The 17,969-nt window shown below is 69.9% G+C and carries 15 protein-coding genes; 10 read left to right on the top strand and 5 right to left on the bottom strand.

Features of this window, described 5'->3' with window-relative positions:
* On the bottom strand, positions 1-1,138 hold a 1,138-nt coding region (locus ACFFNX_RS18455; RefSeq protein ID WP_378203246.1), incomplete at its 3' end, for an ATP-binding protein.
* Between the two features lie 470 nt (positions 1,139-1,608).
* On the opposite strand from ACFFNX_RS18455, the gene ACFFNX_RS18450 reads away from it, so the two are divergent.
* The 7 genes from ACFFNX_RS18450 to ACFFNX_RS18420 all read left to right on the top strand — a co-directional run bounded on the left by ACFFNX_RS18450 (position 1,609) and on the right by ACFFNX_RS18420 (position 10,552).
* Positions 1,609-2,481 (top strand): alpha/beta hydrolase, encoded by an 873-nt coding sequence (locus ACFFNX_RS18450; protein WP_378203243.1) that lies wholly within the window; start codon positions 1,609-1,611, stop codon positions 2,479-2,481.
* Positions 2,482-2,563: 82 nt separating this feature from the next.
* Positions 2,564-3,259 (top strand): FadR/GntR family transcriptional regulator, encoded by a 696-nt coding sequence (locus ACFFNX_RS18445; protein WP_378203240.1) that lies wholly within the window; start codon positions 2,564-2,566, stop codon positions 3,257-3,259.
* A gap of 13 nt (positions 3,260-3,272) precedes the next feature.
* Positions 3,273-4,541, top strand: coding sequence for an ABC transporter substrate-binding protein (locus ACFFNX_RS18440; RefSeq protein WP_378203237.1), 1,269 nt, complete (start codon positions 3,273-3,275; stop codon positions 4,539-4,541).
* Positions 4,542-4,545: 4 nt separating this feature from the next.
* Positions 4,546-5,430: a carbohydrate ABC transporter permease gene (locus ACFFNX_RS18435; protein ID WP_378203234.1), complete on the top strand. Its 885-nt coding sequence runs from the start codon at positions 4,546-4,548 to the stop codon at positions 5,428-5,430.
* Complete coding sequence (locus ACFFNX_RS18430) at positions 5,423-6,229, top strand: carbohydrate ABC transporter permease (protein WP_378203231.1); 807 nt, start codon at positions 5,423-5,425, stop codon at positions 6,227-6,229. Before ACFFNX_RS18435 ends, ACFFNX_RS18430 begins: the two co-directional genes overlap by 8 nt.
* Positions 6,230-6,245: 16 nt before the next feature.
* Complete coding sequence (locus tag ACFFNX_RS18425; protein ID WP_378203228.1) at positions 6,246-9,317, top strand: glycoside hydrolase family 38 N-terminal domain-containing protein; 3,072 nt, start codon at positions 6,246-6,248, stop codon at positions 9,315-9,317.
* Positions 9,314-10,552, top strand: a complete 1,239-nt coding sequence (locus ACFFNX_RS18420; protein WP_378203225.1) for an enolase C-terminal domain-like protein — start codon at positions 9,314-9,316, stop codon at positions 10,550-10,552. Before ACFFNX_RS18425 ends, ACFFNX_RS18420 begins: the two co-directional genes overlap by 4 nt.
* A 39-nt stretch (positions 10,553-10,591) precedes the next feature.
* On the opposite strand, the gene ACFFNX_RS18415 is transcribed toward ACFFNX_RS18420, so the two are convergent.
* The 4 genes from ACFFNX_RS18415 to ACFFNX_RS18400 are packed head-to-tail and all read right to left on the bottom strand — an operon-like array spanning position 10,592 to position 14,330.
* Positions 10,592-11,398 carry an SMP-30/gluconolactonase/LRE family protein gene (locus ACFFNX_RS18415; RefSeq protein ID WP_378203222.1) on the bottom strand — a complete coding sequence of 269 codons (807 nt, stop codon included), beginning with the start codon at positions 11,396-11,398 and terminating at the stop codon, positions 10,592-10,594.
* On the bottom strand, positions 11,399-12,166 hold the full coding sequence (locus ACFFNX_RS18410; protein ID WP_378203219.1) for an SDR family NAD(P)-dependent oxidoreductase: 768 nt from the start codon (positions 12,164-12,166) through the stop codon (positions 11,399-11,401).
* Positions 12,163-13,158 carry a DUF4432 family protein gene (locus tag ACFFNX_RS18405; protein ID WP_378203216.1) on the bottom strand — a complete coding sequence of 332 codons (996 nt, stop codon included), beginning with the start codon at positions 13,156-13,158 and terminating at the stop codon, positions 12,163-12,165. Before ACFFNX_RS18405 ends, ACFFNX_RS18410 begins: the two co-directional genes overlap by 4 nt.
* Positions 13,158-14,330, bottom strand: coding sequence for a DUF5005 domain-containing protein (locus ACFFNX_RS18400; protein WP_378203212.1), 1,173 nt, complete (start codon positions 14,328-14,330; stop codon positions 13,158-13,160). The genes ACFFNX_RS18405 and ACFFNX_RS18400 overlap by 1 nt, the downstream gene beginning before the upstream one ends.
* A gap of 133 nt (positions 14,331-14,463) precedes the next feature.
* On the opposite strand from ACFFNX_RS18400, the gene ACFFNX_RS18395 reads away from it, so the two are divergent.
* The 3 genes from ACFFNX_RS18395 to cydB all read left to right on the top strand — a co-directional run.
* A complete protein-coding gene (locus tag ACFFNX_RS18395) occupies positions 14,464-14,769 on the top strand; it encodes a hypothetical protein (protein WP_378203209.1) in 306 nt (101 codons plus the stop codon).
* 822 nt (positions 14,770-15,591) lie between these two features.
* Positions 15,592-16,989 (top strand): cytochrome ubiquinol oxidase subunit I, encoded by a 1,398-nt coding sequence (locus tag ACFFNX_RS18385; protein WP_378203206.1) that lies wholly within the window; start codon positions 15,592-15,594, stop codon positions 16,987-16,989.
* A gap of 16 nt (positions 16,990-17,005) precedes the next feature.
* On the top strand, positions 17,006-17,969 hold a 964-nt coding region (gene cydB, locus ACFFNX_RS18380), incomplete at its 3' end, for a cytochrome d ubiquinol oxidase subunit II (RefSeq protein WP_378203203.1).

The following is a 17,969-nucleotide window of genomic DNA, read 5'->3' as shown; positions in this document are numbered from 1 at the left end:
CACGGCGGCCGGTCCGCGCGGCGCGAGGCCCGGCCAGGACGGCGTCGGGCGTCGCCTGGCTGACGAGCTGCCGCGGGATCATGACCACCACTCCGGTGCCGCCGCGCGAGGACGGGCGGAAGGAGACGGTGAGGCCGTGCTTGCGGGCGAGGCAGCCCACCACCGCGAGCCCGAGCCGCGTCCCGGACAGGGACGTCAGGTCCAGCGAGGCCGCCGACACCGCCCGCTCCGCGCGGTCGAGCGCGGCGGGGCTCATCGCCAGGCCGCCGTCCTCGACCGTCACCACGATGCCGGTGTGGACCTCTTCGACGTACACGTGCACCTCCTCGGAGGGAGGCGAGAAGCTGGTCGCGTTGTCCATCAGCTCGGCCAGCGCGTGCATGACGCCCTCGGCGGCGTACCCGGCGATCGCCGCGGTGCTGGTCGAGTGGATGCGGACCCGCTGGTAGGCGCTGATCCGGCCGACCGAGCCCCGGAGGATGCTCTCCATCACGATCGGCTTGGTCCAGCGCCGGCCGGAGCGGGCGCCGGTGAGCACGGCGATGCTGTCCGCCAGGCGTCCCGCCTGGGCGGTGGCGTGGTCCAGCTTGAGCAGGTCGCCGAGGGTCTCCTCGTCGTGGCGGTCCTCCATCTCGCGTAGGTCGGCGAGCATGCTGGTCGCCAGCGCCTGGACCCGGCCGGCCGCGTTGGCACAGGCCGACATGGCGGCCGCGCGCATGCGCTCTCCCCGGCCGACCTCGTCGACGAGGGTCCGCAGGACACGCCGGTGGGCGGCGCCGGTGGGCTGCAGGACCGACGCCAGGACGGTGTCCGAGGACGCCCCGTCGCGCAGCCGCGTGATCGCGGCGGGCAGCGTCTCATCGGCCAGCCGCGCGAGCTCGGCGTCCATCGTGGCGATACGGCCGCGCAGTTCGCGCGCGGTCTGGAACCCGTAGGCGGCGAGGGCGACCGCGGCGCACAGGGCGAGCGCCGCCACCCCGCTGCCCGTGGCCACGAGGGCGCGGTGCTCGGCCGGTACGGAGGCCGCTACCAGCAGGCAGGCGCCGCCGGTGACGACCACGGCGGCCAGCAGGACGAGCAGGGTCCGGTCCATCGGCGGGCGCTCCGCCCGTTGGCGGCTGGGAACGTGTGCTGACATCGATCAGGTCCTCGTCGGCGGTCGGTACGGGATCGGAGCAATCCGGAGTCGCGAGCCGGGCCACCGCTCGTCGGGGAAACCGCCCGGGCTCAGAGAATTGCGGCTAAATCAGCATCCGATCGCCGTTCGGCGCGGGAGGCGGCGACAGTCCCCGCGGGGAGATGACGGGAGCGAAAAAATGCGAATGCCATTCGCTTTCGTCGCCCCTGGTGCTCGCGCATGTCTATCGTGATCCCTCGCCTCAGCCGCGTTGTTCACCCGTTCCCGGCAAGAGATCCCGAGCCGCGCGGTTGGGAACGAAATGGTAGCGGTTCTGTAGTTCCGAAGCTACAGTTCGTCATCATTTAGCGTCATTCGACAGCCGAGTCGACGGTCCGGTCGTTCGGCAACGGCGGCCATCGCGGCGGGGCGCGTCCGACTCTGGGCGGTGACCTTCCGCGCCGGCCTTGTGCAGACCAAGGAGACGGTCGATGGACGCTGAACTCGCCGCGATCGCGAAAGAACTGCCGTACGAGCCCCTGACCGATCCGGAGGCGGCCCGGCAGAGGATGCGTGAGCTGGTCGCACGTCTGCGTGTGCCGGTGGATCCGCGGGTCGATGTGGCCGATCGGGCGGTCGCCGGTGTCCCGGTCCGCGTCTACCGGCCGAGACACGCCGGCCGGGTACCTGTCCTCGTCTACTTCCACGGCGGCGGCTATGTCGTCGGCGGCGTCGACAACGAGGACGCGCGGTGCCAGACCTTCGCCGCCGAGGCCGGTGTGGAGGTCGTCTCCGTCGAGTACCGCCTGGCGCCCGAGCATCCCTTCCCGGCCGGGTTCGACGACGGCTACGCGGTGGTGGAGGCGGTGGCGGAGCGGGCGCCGCGCCTGGCGGTGGGCGGCGGGAGCGCGGGCGGGGGCATGGCCGCCGCGGTGGCGCTGCGCGCCCGCGATGAGGGCGGCCCGCCGATCGCGTTCCAGTTGCTCGTGTATCCGATGCTGGACGACAGGATGGACACACCGTCCGCCCGCGCGTACGTGGATCCGCCGCTGCTCAACCGGGCGGATGTCGCGCGGATGTGGGAGTACTACCTCGGCGCGGACCGGGGCGAGGTCTCTCCCTACGCCGCGCCCGCGCGGGCCACGGATCTTCGCGGGCTGCCCCCGGCCTATGTGCTCGCCTGCGAGGCGGACCCGTTCCGCGACGAGGACATCGCCTATGCCCACCGGCTCATCCTGGCCGGGGTGCCCGCCGAGTTGCACCACCTGCCCGGGACCTACCACGGCTTCGACGGTTTCGCGGCCGCCGTGTCCCGGCGCGCGTTCGCCGCGCAGGTCGACGCGGTGCGCCGCGCTCTCACCTGACGATTGAGGGCGGCTGATCGACCTCTGGACACCTCTGAGGGGCAAGTGATTTGATGACTTAATCACTAGCCCCGAGGTGGCGATGAGCAGCGACGTAACCCGACCGAACCTGTCCGACGCGCTGACGGAACAGGTCCTCGAGCTGATCCGCGAAGACGGTCTGGGGCCGGGGGACCGGCTCCCCTCGACCCGTGAGCTGTCCCGGCGTTTCGCGGTGACCGTCCCGACGCTACGAGAGGCGCTGCGGCGACTGGAGGTCACCGGCGCGATCCTGATGCGGCACGGGTCGGGAATCTACGTGGGCGCCGACCTGGAGCGGGTGGTGCTGCCCAATCCCAACGTCCGGGAGCTGCGCGGCGAAAGGCTGGTGCAGCTCCTGGAGACGCGCCTGCTGATCGAGCCGCAGGCGGCCGAGCTCGCCGCCCGCCGCGCCACGCCCGACGCGGTGACCCGGATGCGGGTCGTCCTCGCCGAGGCCGGCCGGCATCTTCGCGGCGAGGACGCGGAGCTGCATGCCGCGAACATCACCTTCCACCGCGCCGCGGGTCTGGCCGCCGGCAACGGTGTGCTCGCCGAGGTGCTCGACTCGCTGCTGTCGGTGCACGCGCTGGAGCAGCGGGAGATCCTGCGGCTCTTCGACGATCGGGCCCGCGACTTCGAAGAGCACACCGTGATCCTCGAAGCGATCGAGCGGGGGGACTCCGAAGCAGCGCGCGACCTGATGCGCCGACATCTGGAGGACGTGAAGTCCGTCATCGAAAAACGCCTCACCCCCTGAATCAGGAGACGTCATGATGAGAATCCGTGGGCTGCGGACAGCCGCCTTCTGCGCCGCCGCGACGGTGCTCGCGACCGCCGGCTGTTCCGGCGGGTCGGCGAAGAAGACCCAGCTGAACCTCTACAACGACAAGAACGCCTGGACCCCCTACTTCAACGACGTCGGCGCGCTGTCGAAGCAGCAGATCGGATTGGGCATCAAGCCGGTCGGTTACTCCGACGAGCCGACCTATGACGCCTTCATCAAGGCGTCCTTCCGCACCAAGGTCAAGCCGGACCTGTTCACCTGGCAGACCGGGTCGAAGCTGCAGGACATCGTCGACCTGAAACAGGTCGCCGACACCTCGGCGATCTGGCAGCAGGCGATCAAGAACGGCGATCTCAGCCAGGACGTCGAGAAGTACTTCACGATCGGCGGCAAGCAGTACTGCGTGCCCACCAACGTCGCCTACTGGGGCATGTTCTACAACAAGAAGATCTTCGGGAGGTACGGGCTGAAGCCGCCCGCCACCTGGAACGACCTCATCAAGATCGCGGACACGCTGAAGCAGCACGGACAGAAGGCGTTCTTCACCCAGTCCACGCCGAACCTGTTCACCTTCACCTGGTTCCAGCAACTGCTGGCCGGCTCCGACCCCACGCTGTACGACCGCCTCTCCACCGGCCAGGCCAAGTACACCGACCCCGGCGTGGTGGCCGTGATGACGCGCTGGAAGTCGATGATGGACGCCGGCTACTTCAGCGACCCCGGGGACACGAGCGATCCCGGCGACGTGTTCAAGAACGGCAAGGCCGCGATGGTCAATTACGGCACGTTCTTCGCCACCAGCCTGACGCAGCGCGGTATGAAGCCCGGCTCGGACTACGGCTTCTTCGTGATCCCGAGCGTCAACCCGTCGCTGCCCAAGACGCCGCTGATCTTCGAGACGGGTCCGTTGTGCTCGCTCACCAAGGCCGCCGACCCGGAGGCGAACAAGAAGTTCCTGAACTGGTGGGTCACGCCGGCGGCGCAGGAGAAGTGGTCGGCCTCGCGTGGCGACGTGTCCGCCAACCCGAAGGTGAAGGTGGCGAATCCCGAGTTCGCCCCGGTCTCCAAGGATGCGGGCACCGGTAAGTACCAGCTGGTCCAGCGGTACTTCGAGGCGACCCCGGCACCGATCCTCACGGCCGCGCTCGACGGGTTCAGCGGGTTCCTCGCCAACCCCGGCTCGTACATGAAGGTCCTGCAGACCATCCAGAAAGCCGCGGACGGCTACTGGAGTGAGCACAAGTCCGGGAGCTGACGGCGTGGCGGCTCGTAAGGCGCCGCTGCTCGGCCGGCTCAGGATCGGATATGTCTCGCCTGCCGTGCTGTTCGTCGCCGTCCTGCTCTACCTGCCGTTTCTGTGGACGGCCTACCTGAGCCTGACCAGGTACGACGGGTTGACCTCGCCGGAGTTCGTCGGTCTGAAGAACTTCGGCGACCTGCTCGACGACCCGGCGCTGCTCACGTCCGTACGCAACACGCTGCTCTGGGTCGTCGGCACCCTCCTGCTGCCGGTCGGGCTCGGTCTGCTGGTCGCGGTCCTGTCCTATGACCTGAAGGGCGGCACCTGGTACCGGTTGCCGTTCATGCTCCCGTACGCACTGTCCGGCGCGGGCCTCGGCCTGGTGTGGAGCTTCATCCTCACCAAGGACGGTGTCGCCAACCAGCTCCTGGGCGCACTCGGCCTGCCGGGCGGGCACACGTCGTTCCTGCAGTACGGGCCGGGCAACACCATCGCGATGGTGCTGGTCTGGACGTGGCAGCAACTCGGCGTGAACACGCTGCTGTTCGTCGTGGGCCTGCAGTCGATCCCGAAGGCGCCGATCGAGGCCGCCAGGATCGACGGTGCCTCCGGCTGGCAGCTGTTCCGGCACATCATCTGGCCGCTCATGCGACCGCTCACCATCGTGGTGGTCGGTCTCGCGCTGGTGGCGAGCCTGAAGACGTTCGACATCGTGTGGGTGCTGACCCAGGGTGGCCCGGGCAGGTCGTCGGAGACCCTCGGCGTGACGATGTACCGCGACACGTTCGTGGCGAACGACTACGGCTACGGCTCCGCGGTCGCGGTGTTCCTCACCGTCGTGACCGGCCTGGCGTCGTTCATCTACCTGCGTTCTCAGCTCCGGAAGGAGGACGCCCGTGCGTAGGGTGATCCTGGTCCTGCTCGGGCTGGTCTGGCTGCTGCCGACTTACCTCCTGGTGGTGAACGCCTTCCGGCCCGCCACCACCTACGATCCGGCGAAGGCGTGGCGGCCCCCCGGTCACCTCGCGATCTGGGGCAACGTCGCGAAGGCGTGGCACAAGGCCGATCTCGGCGCGAGCCTGGGCAGCACGGCGCTGTACAGCGTCGTCTCACCGGCCATCGCGTTGATGATCGCGGCGCTGGCCGGATACGGCATCGTCGTGCTGCGGATCCGCGGGGGATTCTGGTGGTTCATGCTGATCTTCGGCGGCACGATCATCCCGAACCAGATGCTCCTGATACCGCTCTTCATCCGGTACAGCGACGCCAACCTGTACGACCACCGGCTCGGGATGATCATCATCTACACGGCGATCAGCGTGCCGCTGGCCGCGTTCGTCATGCGCAACTTCTTCACCGGAGTGGCGTTCTCGATCTTCGAGGCGGCGCGGATCGACGGAGCCTCCACGTTCAAGATCTTCTGGCGGATCTATCTGCCGCTGTCACGGAGCGCCCTGGCGGCGATCTTCATCCTCGAGTTCACCTTCATCTGGAACGACCTCCTGCTCGGCCTCACGCTGACCCAGACCAAGAGCGTGCGGCCGGTGATGACCGCCCTTGCCGCGCTGCAGACCGACGTGTACGCGGGCACCCCGATCCCGATCGGCCTGGCCGCCGGGCTCGTGGTCTCGCTGCCCACGGTCGTGCTCTTCCTCGCGACCCAGCGGCTGTTCGCCAAGGGGCTGACGCTCGGCCAGGTATGACCAAGGAAAGGAAACCATGACCAGCCGGTTGCTCCAGGCGAGCCTGGGATCTCCCGACTATGACGGGATCCGGGACGCGCTCAGGCAGGACACCTCGACCCCGGTGCTCTCGGTCCGCGGCTTCGACGTGCGCGCCGACGTGCCACCGCTGTTCCGCCGCGACGATGCCGGACGCCTGCTGCAGGCGGTGCGCGTCACCGTCACCGGGCAGGTTCCCGGCGGCCTGGAATTCGTCCTCACCGACGGAGACACGCAGGTGTCCTCGGGGACCGGCGGCACCCTGTTCGTGCCCGAGGTCGCCGAGCCGCACCGCTTCACGCTGGAGGTACGCGACGGCGCCGGCCTCGTCGGCGCCGCGCCCGTCACCGTCACCCCGCAGCGCAAGTGGAACGTGTTCGTCGTCCACCACTCCCACCTCGACATCGGCTACACCGACCCGCAGGGAACGGTGCTCCGCCACCACCTCGACTACGTCGACGCCGCGCTGCGGCTGGCCGCCGAGACCGAGGACTGGCCGGACGACGCGCGGTTCCGCTGGACGGTCGAGTCGTCGCTGCCGGCGTTGAGCTGGCTGGCGGCACGGCCCGCCGAGTCGGTGGCCGACTTCGTGAGACGGGTCCGTGAGGGCTCGATCGAGGTGACCGCGTTCCCGTTCCAGCTGCACACCGAGGCGTGCTCGACCGACGAGCTGTACCGCCTGCTCCGGCACGTCGGCGACCTGCGTGACCGGTACGGCATCGAGACCCGCTCGGCCATGCACACCGACGTGCCCGGCGCCGTCGTCGGCGTCGTCGACGCCCTGACCGCGGCCGGCGTGCGCTACCTGGCCGCCGCGCACAACTGGGCCGGCCGCTCGGTGCCCTACCTTGTGGGCGGTGACCGGCTGTCCCGGCCGTTCCGCTGGCGCGCGCCGAGCGGCCGGGAGCTCATCGTGTGGTTCACCGACACGCCGCACGGCATGGCGTACATGGAGGGCAACACCGTCGGGCTGGTGGACGGGTACGACCTGGCGCTCGACCTGCTTCCGCGATACCTGGACTCGCTGGCGCACCGCCCGTACCCGTACGGGCCCGGGACCTTCGGCTGGCTCGGCCCGGACGTGCCCAAGGACCCGTACGAGCTGGACGCCGTGCACCTTCGCGTGCAGGGCGCGCACGCCGACAACGCCGGGCCGAGCATCGTGCCGGCGCGGATCGCGCGGCGCTGGAACGAGGAGTGGGCGTATCCGCGGCTGCGGATGGCCACCAACACCGACTTCTTCGCCCACATCGAGGAGCACCACGCCGATCGCCTTCCGGTCCACGAGGGGGACTGGACGGACTGGTGGGCCGACGGGCTGGGCTCCGGCGCCCGTCCGCTCGGTTACGTGCGGCGTGCGGAGAGCACGCTGCGCGCCGCCGAGACCGTGAACGCCATGGCCTACACGCGCGACGGGGAAGAAGGCCGCGAGGTCACCGAGGCGGTCGACGCGGCATATGACAAGGCCGCGACGTTCAACGAGCACACCTGGGGCGCCGCGAATCCGTGGGAGGACGCCGAAGACGGCGTCGACTCCGGCGGCCTGCAGTGGACCCGCAAGTCCGCGGTCGGCTACGCGACCTACGATGACGCGGCCGACCTGCTCCACGCGGGGACGCGGCGGCTCGGTGCGAGCTGCGCCGCCGGACCGGGCGCGCTCGCCTCGTTCCTGGTCGTCAACACGGGCACCGCCGAACGCACCGACGTCGTCACCGCCTTCCTGCCGCGCGACGTGGTGCCTCTGGACGTGCCGGTGGCGCTGGTCGACGCGCGGACCGGCGAGCGCGTGCCGCACCACGAGGCCGTCGTCGACCCCGACGACTGGCCGAGCCGTCCCATCGGCCGCAACCTCGAGGCGGTGATCTCCGGCGTTCCGGGGATCGGCCACGTCCGGCTGGACGTGGTCGGCGCCGACGAACCGGCACCGGCGGCCACCGAGCTCGACAACGCCGGAATCATCGAGAACGAGTTCTACCGGGTGGAGTACGACATCCGGGAGGGGTTCCTCCGGTCGATCTTCGACAAGGCCGCCGGCCGGGAACTGGTCAACTCGGACGCGGTCGCCGGCTTCGGCCAGTACATCTACGACAGATACGCCACGGCTCCGCACTTCAACCACCTGTCCGGGCACGTGCCCGCGTCCGACAAGACGTTGCTCGGCGACCGGGCGATCGGCACGGGTGCCGTGATCACCAAGGCCGAGCGCACGGCCGCCGGCGAACGCCTGGTGGTGGAGGCGAACGGCAAGGGCGTCGACTGGATCCGCACGACGATCGAGCTGCCCGCCGGGGTCGCGCGCCTCGACGTGCGTATCCAGCTCGCCAAGCAGGGCAATTCTGGCAAGGAGGCGGTTTTCTTCGCCTTCCCGTTCGCGGCGTCCGGACCACCGGCCGCCTGGGAGCTGACCGGCGGTGTCGGCGGTGCCGACATCGCCCGCGTCCCCGGGTCCGCGACCCACATGCTGCCGATCCGGCACTGGATCGCCTTCCAGGACCGGGACCTGTCGGTGGCGTGGGCGACGCTGGAGGCTCCGCTGGTCCAGCTCGGCACGATCCACATGCCGTACGCGCCGTTCCCGCCGACGCTCGACCGCGAACCGGGCACGATCTACTCCTGGGCCCTGAACAACATCTGGGACACCAACTTCCCCTCCCAGCAACAGGGGGAGACGACCTTCCGGTACTCCATCACCTCGGCGACCGGCGTGCCCGCGGCCCGCCTCGGCGCCGCGGCCGCGGCCGGCCTGACCGATCCGCTGATCGCGGTGCTCGCCACCGGCTCGGCCGCGACGGCTCCGGCGGGCGAACTCGTGACGGTCGACGAGCCGGACGTCCTCGTCACCTCCGTGGGCCGTTCGCGCCACGGTGAGGACCTCGTCGTGCGGCTCCAGTCGCTGGCCGCCGATCCGGTCGAGGCCGAGCTGCGCGTTCCCGGGCTCCGGCAGGCGCATGAGAGCGCCGGCCTCGAACAGGACACGCGAGAGCTCCGCGTCCGCGACGGCGCCGTCCGGGTCTCCATACCGGCACGCGGAGTCGCGGCCGTCATCGTGAAGCTTGAGGGAGCCGAGTGAAGATCTCCGATATCCGGGCCACGACGGTCGCCGTCCCCCTGGAGGCACCGCTGCGCCACAGCAACGGTGCCCACTGGGGCCGGTTCGTTCGCACGATCGTCGAGGTCGAGGCCGACAACGGCCTGGTCGGACTCGGCGAGATGGGCGGCGGAGGAGAGAGCGCCGAAGCCGCGTTCCGCGCGCTGTCGCCCTACCTCGTCGGCCATGACCCGTTCGAGCTCGAGGCGCTCCGCTTCAAGATCGCCAACCCCACGGCGTCGCTCTACAACAACCGGGTCCAGCTGCTCGCCGCGATCGAGTTCGCGTGTCTCGACCTGATCGGCCAGCAGTTCGGCGTGCCCGTGTACGACCTGCTCGGGGGGAAGGTCCGGGACACGGTCCCGTTCGCCTCGTACCTGTTCTACCGCTACCCGGACCCGCGGCACGGCGCCGCGGAGGTGCGCACACCCGAGCAGCTCGCCGCGCACGCGGTGGCGCTCAAGCGGGCCCACGGGTTCACCGTGCACAAGTTCAAGGGCGGCCTGTACCCGCCGGAGTACGAGCTGGAGTGCTACCGCGCCCTGGCCGCGGCCCTGCCGGAGGACCTGCTCCGCTACGACCCCAACGGCGTGCTGAGCCTCGCCGAGGGCATCCGCTTCGGCAAGGCGATCGAGGGGCTGAACAACGACTACCTCGAAGACCCGGTGTTCGGGCTGGAGGCGATGCGGGAGGTGCGCGGCCGGGTCCGCGTCCCGCTCGCCACCAACACGGTCGTGGTCAACTTCGAGCAGCTCGCCAGCAACGTCCTGCGCCGTAGCGCCGACGTGGTGCTGCTCGACACGACCTTCTGGGGCGGCATCCGCCCGTGCCTGAAGGCCGCCTCGGTGTGCGAGACGTTCCACCTCGGCGTGTCCGTGCACTCCTCGGGTGAACTGGGCATCCAGCTCGCCACCATGCTTCACCTCGGCGCGGTGCTGCCGAATCTCACCTATGCCGCCGACGCGCACTACCACCATCTGATGGATGACGTCATCGTGGGCGGGAGGTTCCGCTACCGGGACGGACGGATCGCCGTCCCCGAAACGCCGGGCCTCGGCGTCCGCCTCGACCGCGACAAGGTCGCCGAGTACGCGGAGCTCTATCGCGAACTCGGGCCCTACCCGTACGACCGCGATCCTTCCCGCCCCGGCTGGTACCCCCTCGTGCCCAACGACCGCTGGGACGACCCGGCCGCCGAGCTCGCCCCCATCGACTGAGCCCGCCGGGCCGCCGCGAGGCGGCGGCCCGGCCGCCTGTCACGGGGCGAGGTCGAGGGCGGTGATGTGCCAGCGGCCGAGGTTGGCGGTGAAGGCCGTGTCTCCCCGGAAGGCGATGTTGGTGGGGTGACAGAGGGTGTGGGCGGTCGGGTCGTGGGCGACGGTCTCGACGCGGCCGTCCGGCCGCAGCCGGAGCACCTGGCTCGGCTCGTAACAGGCCACGTACAGCAGGCCGTCCGGACCGAAGGCCAGGCCGTCCGGCACGGTGCCCGGCAGGGTGGCGACGACGGTACGGGCCCCGGCGGTGCCGTCGGGCCGGATCTCGATCCGGCTGACCCCGGGCAGGAACGACTCGGCGACGTACAACGCCTCGTCCGGCAGGAGTGCCAGGCCGTTGGCGAAGTTCAACGGTTCGGCGAACCACACGGCGCCGGTGCCGTCGGGGTCGAACCGAAAGACCGGCGGCCCGGGCTCGTCGGCCGGATAGCTGTCGGACACGTACAGCCGGCCGGCCGGGTCGAACACGGGAAAGTTCGGGTTGCGGAACCGGTGCCCGTCCGCGCCGTCGGCGAATGACGACAGCTCGCCCGAGGCCAGGTCGAGGCGGAACACCGCACGGTGCGCGATGTCGCAGGCGTACAGCGCCGTCTCGGCCGGGTCGAAGGCGATGCCGAGCACGAACCCGTCCGTGGAGGCGACCTGTTCGGCCGATCCGCCGTCCGGGGCGATGCGGATGAGCTGGCCGGCCTCGCCTCCGCACCAGACGCTGCCGTCCGAGTGCACCGCGACGCCCTCGGGGTGGTCGAGACGGGGCGTCGTGAAGATTCCGTCGTAGAAGACGCGCATTCAGTCCTCCGGGAGGGCGGCGGGGTTGCGGGCGAGCAGTCCGCCGTCGACCTTGTGTTCGGCGCCGGTGATGAACGACGAGCGCGGGCCGGCCAGGAAGGCGACGACCTCGGCCACCTCTTCGGGCCGCGCGACCCGGCCGAGCGGATGCGCCCGCCCCCACTCGGCCACCTGCGCGTCCTGGCTTAGTTCGCCGCGGAACCTGTCGGCCGCCCAGCGAAGCATCGGCGTGTCCACCGAGCCCGGGCAGACGACGTTGACGCGAATCCCGTCCGGCGCGTGGTCGAGTGCCATCGCCCGCGTCAGCCCGTTGATCGCGGCCTTGCTCGCGGTGTAGGCCGCGACCCGCGTCTGCGAGGCGAACGCCTGCACCGATGACATGTTGACGATCGATCCGCCGCCGCGTCTGCGCAGCTCGGGCACTGCCGCCTTGCAGACCAGGAAGATCCCTTTCAGGTTGACGGCCAGGACCTCGTCCCACAACTCCTCGGTCGTGTCCTCGACCGTGCCGTAGCGCTGGATGCCCGCGCAGTTCGCGACGATGTCGAGGCCGCCGAACCGGGACACCGTCTCCGCCACGAGGTCGCGCATCTGGCCGGCGTCGGTGACGTCGGCGACGACGCCGTGCACTCCGTCGCCGGCCGGGCCGGGTTCCCGGCCGCAGTACACGACGGCCGCGCCGTCGTCGGCGAGCCGTTCGACCACGGCCCGGCCGATGCCGAGCGACCCACCCGTCACCAGTGCGACCTTGCCGTCGAGTGGCTTCATCTCTCCTCCAGCACCGTCGCCCGCAGCGACAGGGTCCGGTCGCCGCCGGCCGGCACCCGCAGTGCCGACCCGTTCTCCACCGCCTCGGCCAGCCCGTTCGTCGGGAAACTCGAGAACGGTTCGAGCCCGACGACATAGGCCTCGCCCCACCAGGGGTAGTCGCGCCACGCGCCCAGTTCCTGCCACATCCACACGTACGGCAGGACCTTCGCGTCCCATTCCACCCTCAGGGCGTCCGCGATCTCGTACCACCCTTCGGCGAAGCCGGTCAGGTAGACGATGTCGCTCGGCGTTCCCGGTTCGGGCACGACGCCGAGGTCGGTGGTGCCGTCGGGCATCGGCCAGGGCCCGGCCTCGCGTACGCGCCGCTCGGGTGGGTTGATCGCGGTCTCGTGCGGGATCACGCGCACGCCCTCAGGCATACGGATCTTCGCGCCGGGGCGCAGGAACGGCGCGCCGAAGACGATGTGATGGCCCCACATGGCGTCCAGGTCCACGCCGGACTCGTTGCGCAGTTCCTCCTCCAGCACCAGCGTGGGCTCGCCGGACACGAGCCGGAAGGTCTTGGCCAACCGGAACGGAAGGCGCCGCGTGCGGACCGTCAGCCGTACGGCGACCTGGTCCGGATCGTCGTCGACGATGACCGCGTCCCAGGGAAGTCCCGCGACCTCGCCATGCTGGGCGAGGGCGGCACCGCGGTAGGTGGACGGGGCGCCGCCGTTCGGGAAGACCTCCTGCCATCCGCCTTCGTACTGGTCGTGGAAGAGTGCCGCGTCGTCGGCGGCACCACCTGCGACGTCGCGCGGATCACGCAGGCCGCGCGGCGCGAGCCAGGCGAAGTCGACGTCACGGGGTTTGTGGCAGAACTCCACGACGTCCCCGCCCTTGTCGGCCAGGACGGTCACCCGCAGCAGTTCGTTCTCCAGCACGATGGCCCGCAGACCCGCGAGGGTGATCTCATGAATCCGGCAGCGCCAGTTACGCCGGTACATCAGCCGAACGCCAGGTCCAGGAAACGGGCCCGGTAGATGCCGGCGTTCGCGTACAGGTCCGTCGGCTCAAGACTGTTCACGTTGTAGGAGACGACCAGGTCACCGTGGGGACGCGCGATCTCCGGGTGTGCGTGGGCGTTGTACGTGAACACATTGGCGTCATGGTAGGTGCCGTCCGGGCCGGTCTCCGGGGTCGAGTAGACGTGCGTCCTGTCGACGAACGGACCGTAGGGAGTGCACGAGTAGTAGGCGACGATCTCGTTGCCGAGCCGTTGCGTGGTGTCGTGGGTGACCAGTACGTAGACCCTGCCACGCCGGCTCACGCTGTACTCGTTGGCGACGCCGTCCATCACCGGGACGGAATCCTGCTCGGACGTCGACCACGTGCCGTTCCCGGCGTAGTACTCCCATGGGCCGAGCAGGCTCTCGCCGCGCACCCGGGCGATGTGCATGTACTTGGTCGCGTCGTGATCCTCGACGCCGTAGACATAGGTGTAGTCGCCGTCACGCCGTAGCGCCGACGCCCAGGCGACCTGCCGGCCCGACGGCAACGGGGTGACGCTGAGCGGCTTTGACAGGTGCTTTTGCGAGAATCGGGCGACGACGTTGCGGCTCCAGCGCCAGTCCCAGGTCCCCGGGCCGAACCGCTCGTACTCCTGGTAGGTCACCTCCACCTTGTCGCCCGCGACCGTGGCGTCCCCGGCCCAGTACCAGTGGTCCTTGTCCGGCGGCGGCAGGAGGGCCGTCGGGTTCTTCGCGGTGCCGCCGTGCTCGGTCGTCAGGCGGTCGCCCTGCTGGAGGATGAAGCTGTTGTTGATGAACGGGGTGGTGCCGCCGTCGTCGACCGTCGGCGGTCGTGTGCCGTCCGCGTTCACCCGGCCGAGAAAGGTGTCGGAGTAGATCCAGAGGTCTCGGCCGTCCCGGAGCCTGACCGAGTACGTGCCGTCGGCGCCGGTCCAGTCATCCAGCCGGCGGTTGCTGTTGCCGTAGTTCGTGAACAGGCCGGTCAGCCGGGCGTCCGGCCGTACGGAGCGCAGCTTCGGCGCGGGTACTCCGGCGCAGACCTGCTGCTCGGCGGCGGGAGCGGCGGCCTGAGCGGCCACGGGAGCGACCGGGCCCAGCGCGAGCAGGCCGGCGACGATTGCGGGGACGAGGGGCGTCGACGATCTCAACCGAGTCTCCTGAGGATTAGGGGGATCCTTGGCAAGAGGTCAAGTCATTAGATCAGTTCGCCTCACTGTTTTCCAGAGGTGGAGCGACGGACGCCTCCTGAGACAAAACCGGCGCGTACGCCATCATCGGTACATGGAACAGCAGCAACCGGTCCCACCCGACCAGTGGTACGTGTTGGTCGAGGAGAAGGTCACCAAGGGGCAGTCCATCTCGTGGTCCCTGACCGCGACGCACCCGGCCGGGCCCGATGTCGGGCAGGCCCGCCGCCTCGCCGCCGAGGCCGCGCTGACGCACCGGCCGAAGCACCCGAGACGAGTCAGGGGCCGGCAGGTGTTCCAGACCGGCCCCGACAACTGGCTGGTCGTCGCCAGGGGCGCACAGGAGGACCACCACTTCCGCGTCTCGGTCGGCCTCCTCACCGCCGTCACGACGACCTGATCCCTGAAACGGCACCACGTCGATGCGGTCCGTGGCCCCCCGAACCGGGATGCGGGTGCCGTTGCGGTATGAGGATTCCTCGGCCCGATATGACGGGTTCTCCTGATACTTAGACCGAGGAGCGGGCGGTGGCCGGAGCGACCGGGCGCCGACGCTGGATCAGCGGTTGGAGATCGACGGGCACGGCGTGTCCTTCGTGTCGGCCGTGGCCCCGGCGCCCCCGACCGCTGGCGGCCAAGGCGGACCGGAACGGGAATCGGATCGACCTCCTGTCGCCCAGGTCGATCCGCTGGGGCACACGACACGGTCGGAATGGGACCGCCACGACCGGCTGCTGAGCCGCACCGACCCGCTCGGCCGCACTACGCGGTACGACCGTGACGAGGCCGGGAACCGCGACGTCTTCGGGCGGACGGCGGCCGTCACCGACCCGGCCTGGCGCACTATGCCCTCGGGAGCGACCGAACACTGGCGGTACGACGCCGAGGGCAACCTCGTCGAACACGTCGACGCCGCCGGGCAGATCTCTTCCCGCACCGACAACGCCGCCCACACCGTCCGGTGCCGACGCGACGTGGACCTACGACCCGTTCGGGCACCGCGTTCACCACCTCCGCGAAGGTGGGGATTTCACGGAACGGGGTTCAGCTCGCTCACGACGCTCAACGGCTCTGCTGGGGCCGCTGACGCCGACGGCGGCAAGGTCCCCTGTCGCCGGAGCAGAGGTGTGGCCGAGGTAACTACGATCAGTAGTACTACAGCCGGTAGTATTACGACGAGACGTAGTACTACACGCCGTAGTAGTTAGATGGGGGCCGCGGAATGAATCCGCTCGACATCGCCCGGTGGCAGTTCGGGATCACCACCGTCTACCACTTCCTCTTCGTCCCCCTGACGATCGGGCTCTCCGCCCTCGTCGCGGGGCTGCAGACGGCGTGGGTGCGTACCGGCAAGCCGCACTACCTGCGTGCCACCAAGTTCTGGGGCAAGCTCTTCATGATCAACTTCGCCATGGGCATCGTGACGGGCATCGTGCAGGAGTTCCAGTTCGGGATGAACTGGAGCGCCTACTCCCGGTTCGTCGGCGACATCTTCGGGGCGCCGCTCGCGATCGAGGGCCTGCTCGCCTTCTTCGTCGAGTCGACCTTCCTCGGCCTGTGGATCTTCGGCTGGCACCGGCTGCCCAAGCGGATCCACCTCGCCTGCATCTGGATCGTCTCGGTCGGGACCCTGCTGTCGGCGTACTTCATCCTCGCCGCCAACTCCTGGATGCAGCACCCGGTCGGCTACCACCTCGACACCGCCACCGGCCGCGCCCGGCTCACCGACTTCTGGGCCGTGCTGACCAACTCGACCATGCTCGTCACCTTCCCGCACACGATCACCGCCGCCTTCGTCACCGCCGGCCTGTTCGTCGTCGGGGTCAGCGCCTGGCACCTGGCCCGGGGTCGGCACGTCGAGGTCTTCCGGCCGTCGCTGCGGATGGCACTGGTCGTCACGTTCGTCGCCGCGCTCGGCGTCGCGATCACCGGCGACCTGCAGGGCAAGGTCATGACGGAGCAGCAGCCGATGAAGATGGCCGCCGCAGAGGCGCTGTACACCACCGAGCGGCCCGCCTCCTTCTCGATCTTCACCGTCGGCACGCTCAACGGAGGCCGCGAGATCTTCAGCGTCAAGGTGCCCGGCGTGCTGTCGTTCCTGGCCACCGGCCACTTCGACGGCAAGGTGCTCGGCATCGACGACGTGCAGGCCGCCGAACAGGCCAAGTACGGCGCGGGCGAATACCGGCCGATCATCCCGATCGCGTACTGGAACTTTCGGATCATGGCCGGCATCGGGTTCCTCACCGCGGGCATCGCCCTGCTCGGCCTGTGGCTCACCCGGCGCGGGCGGCTCCCCGCGAACCGCTGGGTGTGGCGGGCCGGCGTGGTCTCGCTCACCCTGCCGTTCATCGGCAACTCGGCCGGCTGGATCTTCACCGAGATGGGCCGCCAGCCGTGGTCGGTGTACGGGGTGCTGAAGACGTCCGCGAGCGTTTCGCCGGGCGTCGGCGCGACCTCGATGTTCGTCTCGCTCCTGTCGCTGACCGTCCTGTACGGCGTGCTCCTCGTGATCGAGACGCGGCTCCTGGCCAAGTACGCCAAGGCCGGTCCGCCCACGGAGGAGGAAGCCCTCGGCGGGGACGACAGCGCCGAACCGTCATTCACATTCGCCTACTGAGAGAGGAGGGCGCGTCATGGCCGCCACGACCGTCTGGTTCATCATCATCGCCTTCCTGTGGACCGGCTACTTCTTCCTGGAGGGCTTCGACTTCGGGGTCGGCGTCCTGCTGCCGGTGCTCGGCCGCAGCGACGCCGAACGCAGCGTGCTCCTCGGCACGATCGGCCCGGTCTGGGACGGCAACGAGGTGTGGTTCATCGTCGCCGGCGCGGGCACCTTCGCCGCGTTCCCGGAGTGGTACGCCACGCTGTTCAGCGGCTTCTACCTGCCGCTGCTGGCGATCCTGCTCGCGCTGATCGTGCGCGCCGTCGCGCTGGAGTACCGCGGCAAACGCGAGGACAAGGCCTGGCGCCGCCGCTGGGACCGGGCGCTGTTCTGGGGCAGCCTCGTACCGGCGTTCCTGTGGGGCGTGGCGTTCGCGAACCTCGTCCGCGGGGTGCCGCTGAACGCCGCCCACGAGTACGCGGGGACCGTGGTGGACCTGCTCAACCCGTACGCGCTGCTCGGCGGGCTCGCGACGCTGACGCTCTTCCTCCTGCACGGCGCGGTCTTCGTGGCGCTCAAGACGACCGGCGAGGTGCGGCGGCGGGCCAATCGGGCCGCGCGCCTCGCGGTGGCCGTCGCGATCGTGGTCGGCGGGGCGTTCCTGCTGCTCACCCAGTTGCTGTACGGCAAGCCCGCCACCTGGCCGGCCGTCGCGGCGGCGGCCCTCGCGCTGGTCGGCGCGGCGCTGGCGAACGCACGGGGCCGCGAGGGCTGGGCCTTCGCCGGCACCGGCGCGGCCATCGTGCTCGCCGTCGTGACGATGTTCCTCGCGCTGTTCCCGCACGTCATGCCGTCCACGATCGCCGCGGCGAACGGGCTCACCACGGCCAACGCCGCCGCCTCGCCGTACACGCTGAAGATCATGACGATCGTCGCGCTGGCGATCACCCCGATGGTGCTGCTCTACCAGGGCTGGACCTACTGGGTGTTCCGTC

It is taken from the genome of Actinoallomurus acaciae, from assembly GCF_042429965.1.
In the GTDB taxonomy this organism is placed as follows: domain Bacteria; phylum Actinomycetota; class Actinomycetes; order Streptosporangiales; family Streptosporangiaceae; genus Actinoallomurus; species Actinoallomurus acaciae.
This window is presented reverse-complemented; position numbering and strand designations above follow the sequence as displayed.